Genomic DNA, 15183 nt, shown 5'->3' on the forward strand with positions numbered 1-15183 from the left:
TTCCACGGCTGGTGGCGGGCCCTCCCGCTGCCGGCCTTTTCTGTTGCACTAGCGCCTTGCTGACGCAGCGACGCTAGAAGAATCCCGACGGCGAGCTTCCCCTGTGGAGCTTGCCGTCAGCGCCTGACGGGGCGACCCGTCGGGTGGCGCCGACCACGCATCGGTCACCCATGGTGAACAAGCTGGGGAATACAGATGGCTTACTCATACACTGAGAAAAAACGCATCCGCAAGGATTTCGGCAAACTGCCCCAAGTGATGGATGTGCCCTACCTGCTGGCGATCCAGCTTGATTCCTATTACGACTTCCTCCAGCAGGACCGCTCACCCGAGGAGCGTCTCGAGGTCGGCCTGCATGCGGCGTTCAAGTCCGTGTTCCCGATCGAGAGCTTCTCCGGCAACGCCGCGCTCGAATACGTTAGCTACCGTTTCGGCACCCCGGCGTTCGATGTCAAGGAGTGCCAGCTGCGCGGCGTCACCTATTCGGCGCCCCTGCGGGTCAAGGTTCGCTTGATCATCTACGATCGCGACTCCTCGAACAAGGCCATCAAGGACATCAAGGAGCAGGAAGTCTACATGGGGAAATCCCTGATGACCGAGAACGGTACCTTCGTGGTCAACGGCACCGAGCGGGTCATCGTCTCCCAGCTGCACCGTTCGCCGGGTGTGTTCTTCGATCATGACAAGGGCAAGAGCCACTCCTCTGGCAAGCTGCTCTATTCCGCCCGCGTGATTCCCTATCGTGGTTCCTGGCTCGACTTCGAGTTCGATCCCAAGGACAACGTCTTCGTGCGTATCGACCGTCGCCGCAAGCTGCCGGCCACGGTATTGCTGCGTGCGCTGGGCATGAGCGCCGAGGAGATCCTCGACGAATTCTTCGACACCAGCACCTTCCACATCGAGAAACGCGGCTTTTCCGTGGAGCTGGTGCCTTCTCGCCTGCGCGGCGAGACCGCCACCTTCGACATCAAGGATGCCGACGGCAGCCTGATCGTTGAGGAGGGGCGCCGTATCACCCAGAAGCATATCCGCCAGCTGGAGAAGGCCGGCCTCGAGCGCCTCGAGGTGCCGATGGACTACCTGTTCGGCAAGACCCTGGCCAAGGACCAGGTCGATGCCAGCACTGGCGAGCTGATCTGCCCCTGCAACACCGCCATCACCCCCGAACTGCTCGAAAAAATCGGTCAGGCCGGTATCACCAAGGTCGAGACGCTTTACACCAATGACCTGGACTGCGGTCCGTTCGTCTCCGAGACCCTGCGCCTGGATACCACCAGCTCGCAGCTCGAGGCGCTGGTGGAAATCTATCGTATGATGCGCCCCGGCGAGCCGCCCACCAAGGAAGCTGCCGAGACGCTGTTCCACAACCTGTTCTTCACCGAAGACCGCTACGACCTCTCCGGCGTTGGTCGCATGAAGTTCAACCGTCGTCTGCGCCGCGAGTCTGACACCGGCTCCGGCGTGCTCGACAACCGCGACATTCTCGACGTGCTCAAGGAGCTGATCTACATCCGTAACGGCTTCGGTGAAGTCGACGATATCGATCACCTGGGCAACCGTCGCATCCGCTGCGTCGGCGAGATGGCCGAAAACCAGTTCCGTGTTGGCCTGGTGCGCGTCGAGCGTGCGGTCAAGGAGCGTCTCTCCATGGCCGAGAGCGAAGGCCTGATGCCGCAGGACCTGATCAACGCCAAGCCCGTGGCCGCGGCGGTCAAGGAGTTCTTCGGTTCCAGCCAGCTGTCGCAGTTCATGGACCAGAACAACCCGCTCTCCGAGGTCACCCACAAGCGCCGTGTCTCCGCGCTTGGTCCGGGCGGCCTGACTCGTGAGCGGGCCGGCTTCGAGGTGCGTGACGTTCACGCTACTCACTATGGCCGCCTGTGTCCGATCGAGACCCCGGAAGGTCCGAACATCGGTCTGATCAACTCGCTGGCCACCTACAGCCACACCAACAGCTACGGTTTCCTCGAGACGCCGTACCGCAAGGTGGTGGATCGCCAGCTCACCGACGAGGTGGTGCATCTCTCGGCCATCGAGGAGGGCGACTACATCATCGCCCAGGCCTCGGCGACCGTGGACGAGACCAACAAGCTGGTCGACGACCTGGTGCAGGTACGCCACAAGGGCGAGACCACCTTCATGCGCCCCGAGCAGGTGACCCTGATGGACGTGTCACCGCGGCAGGTCGTCTCCGTGGCCGCGGCGCTGATTCCGTTCCTCGAGCACGACGACGCCAACCGCGCACTGATGGGCTCGAACATGCAGCGTCAGGCGGTACCGACCCTGCGCGCCGAGAAGCCGCTGGTGGGTACCGGCATGGAGCGCTTCGTCGCCCGTGACTCCGGCGTCTGCGCCGTGGCCCGGCGTGGCGGTGTGATCGACTCGGTCGACGCCAAGCGCATCGTGGTACGCATCAACGAGGACGAGATCATCGGCGGCGAGGCCGGCGTCGACATCTACAACCTCACCAAGTACGTGCGTTCCAACCAGAACACCTGCATGAACCAGCGTCCGATCGTGCGGCCTGGTGACGTCGTGGCGCGTGGTGACATCCTGGCCGACGGTCCCTCCGTCGACATGGGCGACCTGGCGCTTGGCCAGAACATGCGCATCGCCTTCATGCCCTGGAACGGCTATAACTTCGAGGACTCGATCCTGCTTTCGGAGCGCGTGGTGCAGGAGGATCGCTTCACCACCATCCACATCCAGGAGCTGACCTGCGTTTCCCGCGACACCAAGCTGGGGCCGGAGGAGATCACCTCCGATATTCCCAACGTCGGCGAGTCCGCGCTGGCCAAGCTCGACGAGGCCGGCGTGGTCTACATCGGTGCCGATGTCGGGCCGGGCGATATCCTGGTCGGCAAGGTCACGCCTAAGGGCGAGACCCAGCTGACCCCGGAAGAGAAGCTGCTGCGGGCGATCTTCGGCGAGAAGGCCTCCGACGTGAAGGACACCTCGCTGCGTGCGCCCACCGGGATGCGCGGCACCGTCATCGACGTGCAGGTGTTCACCCGCGACGGCGTGGAGAAGGACTCGCGGGCGCTGGCTATCGAACAGATGCAGCTCGACGAGGTCCGCAAGGACCTGCAGGAGACCTACCGCATCGCCGAGGAAGCCACCTTCGAGCGCCTCAAACGCACCTTGTCCGGCGAGCCGGTCAACGGTGGGCCCAAGCTGAAGAAGGGCGACGTGCTCTCCGATAGCTACCTCGAGGAACTGCCGCGCCAGCAGTGGTTCAAGCTGCGTCTTCAGGACGAGTCGCTCAACGAGCTGCTGGCTCAGGCCGACGAGCAGTTGGAGAATCGCCGCAAGGAGATGGAAGAGCGCTTCGAGGACAAGAAGCGCAAGCTGACCCAGGGCGACGACCTGGCGCCGGGCGTGCTCAAGATCGTCAAGGTCTACCTGGCGGTCAAGCGGCGCATCCAGCCGGGTGACAAGATGGCCGGTCGTCACGGTAACAAGGGGGTCATCTCCGCCATCATGCCGGTCGAGGACATGCCCTTCGATGGCAAGGGTGAGCCGGTGGATATCGTCCTCAACCCGCTGGGCGTACCGTCGCGCATGAACGTCGGTCAGATCCTCGAGACCCACCTGGGCCTGGCGGCCTGGGGCCTGGGCCAGAAGATCGATGCCATGCTGCGCGAGGCGCGCGAGCAGCAGATCGCCCAGCTGCGGGAGTTCCTCGGCCAGGTCTACAACACCACCGAAGGTACGCGGATCGAAGATCTCGACTCGCTCACCGACGAGGAGATCATCGCACTGGCCAAGAACCTGCGTGGCGGCGTGCCGATGGCCTCGCCGGTATTCGACGGTGCCGCGGAAGGCGAGATCAAGCAACTGCTGCGCCTGGCCGACCTGCCGGATTCCGGACAGATGGCCCTGTATGACGGGCGTACCGGCGATGCCTTCGACCGCTCGGTGACGGTGGGCTACATGTACATGCTCAAGCTCAACCACCTGGTAGACGACAAGATGCACGCCCGTTCCACTGGCTCCTATTCGCTCGTCACCCAGCAGCCGCTGGGCGGCAAGGCGCAGTTCGGCGGCCAGCGCTTCGGTGAGATGGAGGTGTGGGCACTGGAAGCCTACGGTGCCGCCTACACCCTCCAGGAGATGCTCACGGTGAAGTCCGACGACGTGGAAGGTCGCACCAAGATGTACAAGAGCATTGTCGACGGCGACCACACCATGCATGCCGGCATGCCGGAGTCCTTCAACGTACTGGTGAAGGAAATCCGTTCGCTGGGCATCGATATCGAGTTAGAGAGCTAGGAGCCGACTCCATGAAAGATTTGGTGAAAGTCCTCAAGTCGCAGTCACAGTCCGAAGAGTTCGATGCGATCAAGATCTCGCTCGCCTCGCCGGACATGATCCGCTCCTGGTCCTATGGTGAGGTCAAGAAGCCCGAGACCATCAACTACCGCACCTTCAAGCCGGAGCGGGATGGCCTGTTCTGCGCCAAGATCTTCGGTCCGGTGAAGGACTACGAGTGCCTGTGCGGCAAGTACAAGCGCATGAAGCACCGCGGCATCATCTGCGAAAAGTGCGGCGTCGAGGTGACCAAGGCCGCCGTGCGCCGCGAGCGCATGGGCCACATCGAGCTGGCCTCGCCGGTGGCACACATCTGGTTCCTCAAGTCGCTGCCGTCGCGTATCGGCATGTTCCTCGACATGACCCTGCGCGACATCGAGCGGGTGCTCTATTTCGAGAGCTTCGTGGTCATCGATCCGGGTATGACCACCTTGGAGCGCGGCCAGCTGCTCAACGACGAGCAGTACTTCGAGGCCCTCGAGGAGTTCGGTGACGACTTCGACGCCCGCATGGGCGCCGAGGCGATCCAGGCGCTGCTCAAGGACATCGACCTCGCCGAGGAGGTCGACCGCCTGCGCGAGGAGATCCCGCAGACCAACTCCGAGACCAAGATCAAGAAGCTCTCCAAGCGGCTCAAGCTGCTCGAGGCCTTCCTCAACTCCGGCAACGACCCGGCGTGGATGGTCATGGAAGTGCTGCCGGTGCTGCCGCCGGACCTGCGTCCGCTGGTGCCGCTGGACGGCGGCCGCTTTGCCACCTCCGACCTCAACGATCTGTACCGTCGGGTGATCAACCGCAACAACCGACTGAAGCGGCTGCTCGACCTCAATGCGCCGGACATCATTGTGCGCAACGAGAAGCGCATGCTGCAGGAGGCGGTGGATGCGCTGCTCGACAACGGCCGTCGCGGCCGGGCCATCACCGGCTCCAACAAGCGTCCGCTGAAGTCGCTGGCCGACATGATCAAGGGCAAGCAGGGCGCTTCCGCCAGAACCTGCTGGGCAAGCGCGTCGACTACTCCGGCCGTTCGGTCATCACCGTCGGCCCGACCCTGCGCCTGCACCAGTGCGGTCTGCCGAAGAAGATGGCGCTGGAGCTGTTCAAGCCGTTCATCTACTCGAAGCTGCAGTCGCTGGGCCACGCCTCCACCATCAAGGCGGCCAAGAAGATGGTCGAGCGCGAGCTGCCCGAGGTGTGGGACATCCTCGCCGACGTCATTCGCGAGCATCCGGTGCTGCTCAACCGTGCGCCGACCCTGCACCGCCTCGGCATCCAGGCCTTCGAGCCGCTGCTGATCGAAGGCAAGGCGATCCAACTGCACCCGCTGGTGTGTGCCGCCTACAACGCCGACTTCGACGGTGACCAGATGGCGGTCCACGTGCCGCTGACGCTGGAAGCCCAGCTCGAGGCGCGGGCACTGATGATGGCCACCAACAACGTGCTGTCGCCGGCCAACGGTGACCCGATCATCGTGCCGTCGCAGGACGTCGTTCTGGGTCTGTACTACATGACCCGCGAGAAGATCAACGCCAAGGGCGAGGGCATGGTGTTCTCCGACCTCAATGAGGTGGAGCGCGCCTTCGGTACCCAGAATGTGTCGCTGCATGCCCGCGTCAAGGTGCGCCTGACTGAGATTCTGATCGACGAGGAGAGCGGCGAGCAGAGCACCGCGCGCACCCTCTACGACACCACCGTGGGCCGTGCGCTGCTGTTCCGCATCCTGCCCGACGGCGTGCCCTTCGAGCTGGTCGATCAGCCGATGAAGAAGAAGGCGATCTCCAGACTGCTCAACGAGGTCTATCGCCGTGCCGGCCTCAAGCCGACGGTCATCTTTGCCGACCAGCTGATGTACACCGGCTTTCGCATGGCGACCTGGTCGGGCGCGTCTATCGGCGTCAACGACTTCGTCATTCCCGATGAGAAGAGCGAGATCGTCGAAGCCGCCGAGGCCGAGGTCAAGGAGATCGAGGACCAGTTCTCCTCCGGCCTCGTCACCGCGGGCGAGAAGTACAACAAGGTCATCGACATCTGGTCCAAGGCCAACGACAAGGTGGCCAAGGCGATGATGGCGGGCATCTCCAAGGAGACCGTGGTCGACCGCGACGGCAACGAGGTGGAGCAGGACTCGTTCAACAGCGTGTTCATCATGGCCGACTCCGGCGCCCGGGGTAGCGCCGCCCAGATTCGCCAGTTGGCGGGGATGCGCGGCCTGATGGCCAAGCCCGACGGCTCAATCATCGAGACGCCGATCGTGGCCAACTTCCGCGAGGGCCTGAACGTACTGCAGTACTTCATCTCGACCCACGGCGCCCGGAAGGGTCTGGCGGATACCGCTCTCAAGACCGCCAACTCCGGTTACCTGACCCGTCGTCTGGTCGATGTGGCTCAGGACATGGTGATTACCGAGATCGACTGCGGTACCGAGCAGGGCCTCACCCTGCACCCGGTCATCGAGGGTGGCGACATCATCGTCTCGCTGGCCCAGCGCGTGCTGGGCCGCGTGGTGGCGCAGGATGTCATCGATCCGGCCACCGACGAGGTGCTGATCGAGAAGGGCACCCTGCTCGACGAGGCCTGGTGCGAGCGCCTCGATACCATGGGCGTCGACGAGATCGTGGTGCGCAGCGCCATCACCTGTGAATCGACCCACGGCGTCTGTTCGTCCTGTTATGGCCGCGACCTGGCTCGCGGGCATCAGGTCAACATCGGCGAGGCCGTGGGCGTTATTGCCGCCCAGTCGATCGGTGAGCCGGGTACCCAGCTGACCATGCGGACCTTCCACATCGGTGGTGCCGCTTCACGTGCTTCGGCAGTGGACAGCGTGCAGGTCAAGCACGGTGGTAAAGTCCGCCTGCACAACATGAAGTTTGTGGAGCGCGCCGACGGCAAGCTGGTGGTGGTGTCCCGCTCCAGCGCCCTGGCGGTGGCCGACGAGCATGGCCGCGAGCGCGAGTATTACAAGCTTCCCTACGGTGCCGAGCTGTCGGTCAAGGACGGCGAGGCGGTGGATGCCGGCCAGGCCGTGGCGAAGTGGGACCCGCACACCCACCCGATCATCGCCGAGGCGGCGGGTAAGGTGCAGTACGTCGACATGGACGAAGGGGTCACGATCCACCGCAGCGTGGACGAGATGACCGGTCTCTCCTCCATCGAGGTGATCGAGTCGGCGGCGCGTCCCCAGGCGGGCCGTGACAAGCGCCCGATGATTCTGCTCACTGACGAAAGCGGTGAGCCGGTCAGCGTGGCAGGTTCCAATACGCCGGTGCAGTACCTGCTGCCGGGCAACGCCATCGTCTCGGTGGATGATGGCTCGCAGATCGGCGTCGGCGAGATCGTCGCGCGTATCCCGGTGGAGGCGTCCGGTACCAAGGACATCACCGGGGGTCTGCCGCGTGTGGCCGATTTGTTCGAGGCGCGTAAGCCGAAGGAGCCGGCCATCCTCGCCGACATCAGCGGTACGGTCAGCTTCGGCAAGGAGACCAAGGGCAAGCGTCGCCTGACGATCACGCCGGACGACAACAGCGACCCGTTCGAGATGCTGATTCCCAAGTGGCGCCAGATCGCCGTCTTTGAGGGGAGAGCGTCGAGAAAGGCGAGGTGATCTCGGACGGCCCGAGCAACCCGCACGACATCCTGCGTCTGTTGGGCGTGGCGGAGCTGGCCAAATACATCACCGCCGAGATCCAGGAGGTCTACCGTCTGCAGGGCGTAGGTATCAACGACAAGCACATCGAGGTGATCGTGCGTCAGATGCTGCGCAAGGTGGAGATCACCGACGCCGGCGACTCCGACTTTATCCCGGGCGACCAGGTCGAACTGGTCCGGGTGCTGGAGCAGAATGCGCGGTTGACCCAGGCCGACAAGTTCCCAGCTAAGTACCAGCGTGTGCTGCTGGGTATCACCAAGGCCAGCCTGGCCACCGAGTCGTTTATCTCCGCGGCCTCCTTCCAGGAGACCACGCGGGTGCTGACCGAGGCAGCGGTGACCGGCAAGCGCGACTACCTGCGCGGCCTGAAGGAGAACGTGGTGGTGGGTCGCCTGATCCCGGCGGGTACGGGTCTGGCTCACCATCAGGAGCGCCGCCGCAAGCGGGACGACACCGAGCGTCTGCTCCACCCGTCGGCCTTCGACGTCGAGCAGGAGCTGGGTGCCCAGCTCACCGCACTCGATTCGGACGACGACGAACTGTAGCAGGTCGGCGGACGTCAGGCGGGGTTCCCCGCTTGACGTCTTGCCTGCTAACCCTTAGAATGCGCAGCCTTTAACAGTGGGGTGGGTGCGCCCGCGTCCGCTGGAAAGGCAAGGCAACCATTGGAGTCAGCTACACAACATGGCAACGATCAATCAGCTCGTGCGCAAGCCGCGCAAGCGCCCCGTCGCCAAGAGCGACGTGCCGGCGCTGCAGGCCTGTCCGCAGAAGCGCGGTGTCTGTACCCGCGTCTACACTACCACCCCGAAGAAGCCGAACTCGGCCCTGCGTAAGGTCTGCCGCGTGCGCCTGACCAACGGGTTCGAAGTGTCGTCCTATATCGGTGGTGAAGGCCACAACCTTCAGGAACACTCTGTCGTGCTGATCCGCGGCGGTCGTGTCAAGGACTTGCCGGGTGTGCGTTACCACACCGTGCGCGGCGCCCTGGATACCTCCGGCGTGCAGAACCGCAAGCAGGCCCGTTCCAAGTACGGTACCAAGCGTCCGAAGTCCTAATAGGCCTCGGTACGTAACAGAATCAATTCGGTCTGATAAGAGTAAGGTCGGGCGTCGCGGGTTCGTTACGAGCGTGCGGGAGTTCCGGGTTTGCCTGAAAGACCCTTCGCTAGAGGGCTTGTCATGCCTAGAAGAAGAGTTGTTGCCAAGCGCGAGATCCTGCCGGATCCCAAGTTCGGAAGTGAGCGTTTGGCCAAGTTCATGAACCACCTGATGGTCAGCGGCAAGAAGTCCACAGCTGAGCGCATCGTCTATGGTGCGCTGGACACGGTTGCCGAGCGTAGCAAGGAAGAGCCGCTGGAGATTTTCGATCGCGCGCTGGAAGCCATCCAGCCGATGGTCGAGGTCAAGTCCCGCCGCGTCGGTGGTGCAACCTATCAGGTGCCGGTAGAAGTTCGTCCGTCGCGTCGCCAGGCGTTGGCCATGCGCTGGCTGGTGGATGCGGCGCGCAAGCGTGGTGAGAAGACCATGGTGCAGCGCCTCGCCGGCGAAATGCTCGATGCCGCGGAAGGCAAGGGCTCAGCGGTGAAGAAGCGTGAAGACGTGCATCGCATGGCGGAAGCCAACAAGGCGTTCTCGCACTACCGTTTCTAAGCGCAGCGCTTCTAAACGCATCGCCAACCAACGGGGAGTTCCACCGTGGCACGCAAGACACCTCTCAACCGCTATCGCAACATCGGGATCTGTGCCCACGTCGACGCGGGCAAGACCACTACTACCGAGCGTGTGCTGTTCTACACCGGCTTGTCCCACAAGCTGGGTGAAGTGCACGACGGTGCTGCCACCACCGACTGGATGGAGCAGGAGCAGGAGCGGGGCATTACCATTACCTCAGCTGCTGTCACCACCTTCTGGAAGGGCATGAGTCAGCAGTTCGACGAGCACCGCATCAACATCATCGACACCCCCGGGCACGTCGACTTCACCGTCGAGGTTGAGCGTTCCCTGCGCGTGCTCGACGGTGCCGTCGTGGTGCTGTGCGGCAGCTCCGGCGTTCAGCCGCAGACCGAGACCGTCTGGCGCCAGGCCAACAAGTACGAAGTGCCGCGCATGGTGTTCGTCAATAAGATGGACCGTACCGGCGCCGACTTCTTCATGGTTGTCAGCCAGCTCAAGGACCGCCTGAACGCCAATGCGGTGCCGATCCAGATCAACTGGGGCACCGAGGAAGAGTTCAAAGGCGTCATCGATCTGATCGAGATGAAGGCCATTCTCTGGAATGAAGCCGATCAGGGCATGAGCTACCAGCTGGTCGAAATCCCGGAAGAGCTTCAGGAAACTGCCGCCGAGTATCGCGAGCAGATGATGGAAGCCGCCGCGGAAGCCTCCGAAGAGCTGATGGATAAGTACCTCGAAGAGGGCGAGCTCTCTAACGAGGAGATCAAGGCCGGCCTGCGTCGCCGCACCCTGGACAACGAGATCGTGCTGGTCACCTGCGGTTCGGCGTTCAAGAACAAGGGCGTGCAGGCGGTGCTGGATGCCATCGTCGAGTACATGCCGTCCCCGGTCGAGGTCAAGGCCATTGAGGGCGAGCTGGACGATAAGGACGGCACCATCGCCACCCGCGAGGCTGACGACAACGCGCCGTTCGCTGCGCTGGCGTTCAAGATCGCTACCGACCCCTTCGTCGGTACCCTGACCTTCATCCGCGTCTACTCGGGCGTGCTGAATTCCGGCGACAGCGTCTACAACTCCGTCAAGCAGAAGAAGGAGCGCATCGGCCGTATCGTGCAGATGCACGCCAACTCGCGCGAGGAGATCAAGCAGGTCTACGCTGGCGATATCGCCGCCTGTATCGGCTTGAAGGACGTCACTACCGGTGACACCCTGTGTGATCTCGAGAACAAGATCGTGCTCGAGCGCATGGAATTCCCTGAGCCGGTTATCTCGGTCGCCGTCGAGCCGAAGTCCAAGGCCGATCAGGAGAAGATGGGCGTGGCGCTGGGCAAGCTGGCCCAGGAGGATCCGTCCTTCCGCGTCAAGACCGATGAAGAAACCGGCCAGACCATCATCTCCGGCATGGGCGAGCTGCACCTGGACATCATCGTCGACCGCATGCGTCGCGAGTTTAAGGTCGAAGCGAACATCGGCAAGCCGCAGGTCGCCTACCGCGAAACCATCCGCGGCAAGGTCGAGCAGGAAGGCAAGTTCGTGCGTCAGTCCGGTGGTCGTGGCCAGTACGGTCATGTCTGGCTGCGCATCGAGCCGCTCACCGAGGCGGACAAGGGCGACGACGAAGAAATGCACTTCAAGTTCGCGTCCGAGATCGTCGGCGGTGTGGTACCCAAGGAGTACGTGGGTGCCGTCGAGAAAGGGCCTACGAGCAGCTGCAGAACGGCGTCATCGCGGGTTATCCGATGATTGACGTCAAGGTCACGCTGTACGATGGCTCCTACCATGACGTGGACTCGAACGAGAACGCGTTCAAGGTCGCCTCTTCCATGGCTGTCAAGGAAGGGGCGCGCAAGGCCAAGGCCGTGCTGCTGGAACCGGTGATGAAGGTCGAAGTCGTGACCCCCGAGGATTTCATGGGTGACGTCATGGGCGACCTCAACCGTCGCCGCGGTCTGGTACAAGGCATGGATGACTCTTCCTCCGGAAAGATCATCCGCGCGATGGTGCCGCTGGGTGAGATGTTCGGTTATGCGACCGATCTGCGCTCACAGACCCAGGGTCGTGCGAGCTACGTTATGGAGTTCGCGAAGTACGAAGAGGCGCCCTCCAGCATCGTTGAAGCCGTCATCAATCAGAAAGGCTAACCGCTAGCAAACGTTAAAGAGGTTATCGAAGTGGCTAAGGAAAAATTCGAACGTTCCAAACCGCACGTCAACGTCGGCACCATCGGTCACGTCGACCACGGCAAGACCACTCTGACTGCGGCCCTGACTCGCGTTTCTGCTGAGGTGTTTGGTGGCGAGATGCGTGCTTTCGACACCATCGACAATGCCCCGGAAGAGCGTGAGCGCGGTATCACCATCGCGACGTCTCACGTCGAGTACCAGTCCGAAGCGCGTCACTACGCGCACGTCGACTGCCCGGGGCACGCCGACTACGTCAAGAACATGATCACCGGTGCCGCGCAGATGGACGGCGCCATCCTGGTCTGTTCCGCAGCTGACGGCCCCATGCCGCAGACTCGCGAGCACATCCTGCTGTCTCGCCAGGTTGGCGTTCCGTACATCGTCGTGTTCCTGAACAAGGCCGACATGGTCGACGACGAAGAGCTGCTTGAGCTGGTCGAGATGGAAGTTCGCGAGCTGCTCAACGAGTACGACTTCCCGGGCGACGACACGCCGATCATCATTGGCTCCGCGCTGATGGCCCTGAACGGCGAAGACGACAACGGCATGGGCACCACCGCCGTTGCCAACCTGATCAAGGCGCTGGACGACTATATCCCCGAGCCGGAGCGTGCCATCGATCAGCCGTTCCTGATGCCGATCGAGGACGTGTTCTCCATCTCCGGCCGTGGCACCGTGGTTACCGGTCGTATCGAGCGCGGTATCGTCAAGTCTGGCGAGGAAGTCGAGATCGTCGGTATCCGTGACACCACCAAGACCACCGTTACCGGTGTCGAGATGTTCCGCAAGCTGCTCGACGAAGGTCGTGCGGGTGAGAACGTCGGCGCCCTGCTGCGCGGCACCAAGCGTGATGAAGTCGAGCGTGGTCAGGTTCTGGCCAAGCCGGGCACCATCAAGCCGCACACCGTCTTCGAAGCCGAAGTTTACGTGCTGTCCAAGGAAGAAGGTGGTCGTCACACCCCGTTCTTCAAGGGCTACCGTCCGCAGTTCTACTTCCGTACCACTGACGTGACCGGTACCTGTGAACTGCCGGAAGGCGTTGAGATGGTCATGCCGGGCGACAACGTCAAGATGGTTGTCACCCTGATCGCTCCGATCGCCATGGACGATGGCCTGCGTTTCGCCATCCGCGAGGGCGGTCGTACCGTCGGCGCCGGCGTCGTGGCCAAGATCGTTCAGTAAGCCGCTGGCTGCTGACTGATCGAAGGGGCTCCGCAAGGAGCCCCTTCTGCGCACCTGAAGCAGAGTGTTTGACTCTCGTCTTGGGGGTGCATATAATGCGCATCCTTTGAATGCGTGGGTAGGCGGCTTGTGCCGTCGCCATCCATTGGAGTTTAGGGCAAATGCAGAACCAGAAGATTCGCATTCGGTTGAAGGCGTTCGACCATCGCCTGATCGACCAGTCCGCCGCGGAGATCGTCGATACCGCCAAGCGTACCGGTGCTCAGGTTCGGGGTCCGATCCGCTGCCGACCAATCGTGAGCGCTACACGGTGCTGATTTCGCCGCACGTCAACAAGGACGCGCGCGACCAGTACGAGATTCGCACTCACAAGCGTGTGCTCGACATCGTCGAGCCGACCGAAAAAACCGTCGATGCGCTGATGAAGCTCGACCTCGCCGCCGGCGTGGACGTGCAGATCAAGCTCGACTAACCACACTAGACACCCCGCGGCCCAGCGCTTCACGTGATGATCAGTTGAAGCAGCAGCCGCCACGCCGTGATGGCGTCATACAACGTGCTAGTGGAATGCTCTGGAAAGGGCAGCCATAGCGGGTGATAGCCCCGTACACTAAAGGAGACTGAGAATGACTATCGGTTTGGTCGGTAGAAAGGCCGGTATGACCCGTGTCTTTACCGAGGAGGGCGCTTCCGTGCCCGTGACCGTTATCGAGGTTGCGCCGAATCGCGTCACTAGCGTGAAGAGCGTCGAAAGCGACGGTTACGCTGCGATTCAGGTGACAGCCGGCTCCCGCAAGGCCAAGCACCTTACCAAGGCGCAAGCCGGGCTTTATGCCAAGGCTGGTGTCGAGGCCGGTCGTTCGCTGATGGAGTTCCGCCTCGCTGAAGGCGATGAAGCTCCGGAAGTGGGCGGCGAACTCACCGTATCCCTCTTCGAAGCTGGTCAGAAGGTCGATGTGACCGGCACCTCCAAGGGCAAGGGCTTCCAGGGCGCCGTCAAGCGCTGGAACTTCCGCACCCAGGACGCCACTCACGGCAACTCCCTGTCGCACCGTGCGCCGGGTTCCATCGGTATGTGCCAGACGCCGGGCCGTGTCTTCAAAGGCAAGAAAATGGCCGGCCAGATGGGCAATGTCCGCTGCACCGTGCAGAGCCTCGAAGTCGTTCGCGTTGATGCCGAGCGTAACCTGCTGCTGATCAAGGGTGCCGTGCCCGGCGCTACCGGTAGCGAAGTCATCGTGCGCAGCGCCGTCAAAGCTGGCTGAAGGGGATAACACCGATGAATCTGAATCTTGCTGCAGGCGCGGGTACTGTCGAAGTCGCCGACGCCACCTTTGGCAAAGAATTCAACGAAGCGCTGGTTCACCAGGTCGTCACCGCCTATCTGGCCGGTGCGCGTCAGGGGACTCGTGCTCAGAAGACCCGTTCTGACGTCAGCGGCGGTGGCAAGAAGCCGTGGCGCCAGAAGGGTACCGGTCGCGCTCGCGCCGGCACCATCCGTTCGCCGCTGTGGCGCAGCGGTGGCGTGACCTTCGCGGCTCGCCCGCAGGATCACTCCCAAAAAGTCAACCGCAAGATGTACCGTGCGGCGATGCGCGCCATTCTCTCTGAGCTGGTTCGTCAGGAACGCCTGATTGCCATCGACGAGTTCACGGTGGATGCGCCGAAGACCAAGCAGCTGGTCGCCAAGCTGGCTGAGCTGGGCCTGGAGAAAGCGCTGATCGTCACCGAGGAAGTCGACGAGAAGCTCTACCTGGCCGCTCGCAATATCCCCAACGTGGCGGTGGTGGATGTGGCTGCTGCCGATCCGGTGAGCCTGATCGCCTTCGACAAGGTGCTGGTCACCGTCTCTGCTCTGCGCAAATTCGAGGAGAAGCTGGCATGAACCAGGAGCGCGTATTCAAGGTTCTGCTTGGTCCGCACGTGACCGAGAAGGCCGCTTTCGCCGCCGAGCGCAACCAGTATGTGTTCAAAGTGGCCAGCGACGCGACCAAGCCGGAAATCAAGCAGGCCGTGCAGGTGCTGTTTGGCAAGAAGGTTGACCGCGTCCAGGTGCTGAACATGAAGGGCAAGACCAAGCGCACCGCGCACGGTCTGGGCCGCCGCCAGGGCTACCGCAAGGCCTACGTGACCCTGGCTGCTGGTGAAACGCTCGAAGACTTCACTGGCGCCGAATAAGGGCAG

General features: G+C 62.7%; 7 protein-coding genes and 3 pseudogenes. All 10 read left to right on the forward strand.

Features of this window, described 5'->3' with window-relative positions:
- Positions 1-195 precede the first annotated feature (195 nt).
- The 10 genes and pseudogenes from rpoB to rplW all read left to right on the forward strand — a co-directional run bounded on the left by rpoB (position 196) and on the right by rplW (position 15177).
- Positions 196-4272, forward strand: coding sequence for a DNA-directed RNA polymerase subunit beta (rpoB, locus tag ACUDAL_RS00090; protein WP_444676685.1), 4077 nt, complete (start codon positions 196-198; stop codon positions 4270-4272).
- 11 nt (positions 4273-4283) lie between these two features.
- A pseudogene (gene rpoC, locus ACUDAL_RS00095) lies at positions 4284-8502 on the forward strand (DNA-directed RNA polymerase subunit beta').
- 139 nt (positions 8503-8641) lie between these two features.
- Positions 8642-9016 (forward strand): 30S ribosomal protein S12, encoded by a 375-nt coding sequence (gene rpsL, locus ACUDAL_RS00100; RefSeq protein WP_444676686.1) that lies wholly within the window; start codon positions 8642-8644, stop codon positions 9014-9016.
- 123 nt (positions 9017-9139) lie between these two features.
- The gene (gene rpsG, locus ACUDAL_RS00105; protein ID WP_010626463.1) at positions 9140-9610 is read left to right on the forward strand and encodes a 30S ribosomal protein S7; all 471 of its coding nucleotides are present in this window, start codon (positions 9140-9142) and stop codon (positions 9608-9610) included.
- Positions 9611-9655: 45 nt separating this feature from the next.
- Positions 9656-11775: pseudogene (fusA, locus tag ACUDAL_RS00110) on the forward strand (elongation factor G).
- A gap of 30 nt (positions 11776-11805) precedes the next feature.
- Positions 11806-12999 (forward strand): elongation factor Tu, encoded by a 1194-nt coding sequence (gene tuf, locus ACUDAL_RS00115; protein ID WP_444676687.1) that lies wholly within the window; start codon positions 11806-11808, stop codon positions 12997-12999.
- A 161-nt stretch (positions 13000-13160) separates the two neighbouring features.
- Positions 13161-13471, forward strand: a pseudogene (gene rpsJ, locus ACUDAL_RS00120) (30S ribosomal protein S10).
- 154 nt (positions 13472-13625) lie between these two features.
- Positions 13626-14264 carry a 50S ribosomal protein L3 gene (rplC, locus tag ACUDAL_RS00125; protein WP_444676688.1) on the forward strand — a complete coding sequence of 213 codons (639 nt, stop codon included), beginning with the start codon at positions 13626-13628 and terminating at the stop codon, positions 14262-14264.
- Between the two features lie 14 nt (positions 14265-14278).
- On the forward strand, positions 14279-14884 hold the full coding sequence (gene rplD / locus ACUDAL_RS00130) for a 50S ribosomal protein L4 (RefSeq protein WP_444676689.1): 606 nt from the start codon (positions 14279-14281) through the stop codon (positions 14882-14884).
- Positions 14881-15177, forward strand: coding sequence for a 50S ribosomal protein L23 (rplW, locus tag ACUDAL_RS00135; protein ID WP_111413338.1), 297 nt, complete (start codon positions 14881-14883; stop codon positions 15175-15177). The genes rplD and rplW overlap by 4 nt, the downstream gene beginning before the upstream one ends.
- The last annotated feature ends 6 nt before the right edge of the window (positions 15178-15183 follow it).

The sequence above is a fragment of the Halomonas sp. E19 genome, from assembly GCF_052439355.1.
GTDB lineage: Bacteria > Pseudomonadota > Gammaproteobacteria > Pseudomonadales > Halomonadaceae > Halomonas.

What these genes read in the sequence shown, in the direction of transcription:
- rplD (WP_444676689.1), top strand. Translation starts at nt 14,279, where the DNA reads ATGAATCTGAATCTTGCTGCAGGCGCGGGTACTGTCGAAGTCGCCGAC.
- rpsG (WP_010626463.1), top strand. Translation starts at nt 9,140, where the DNA reads ATGCCTAGAAGAAGAGTTGTTGCCAAGCGCGAGATCCTGCCGGATCCC.
- rpoB (WP_444676685.1), top strand. Translation starts at nt 196, where the DNA reads ATGGCTTACTCATACACTGAGAAAAAACGCATCCGCAAGGATTTCGGC.
- rplC (WP_444676688.1), top strand. Translation starts at nt 13,626, where the DNA reads ATGACTATCGGTTTGGTCGGTAGAAAGGCCGGTATGACCCGTGTCTTT.
- rplW (WP_111413338.1), top strand. Translation starts at nt 14,881, where the DNA reads ATGAACCAGGAGCGCGTATTCAAGGTTCTGCTTGGTCCGCACGTGACC.
- rpsL (WP_444676686.1), top strand. Translation starts at nt 8,642, where the DNA reads ATGGCAACGATCAATCAGCTCGTGCGCAAGCCGCGCAAGCGCCCCGTC.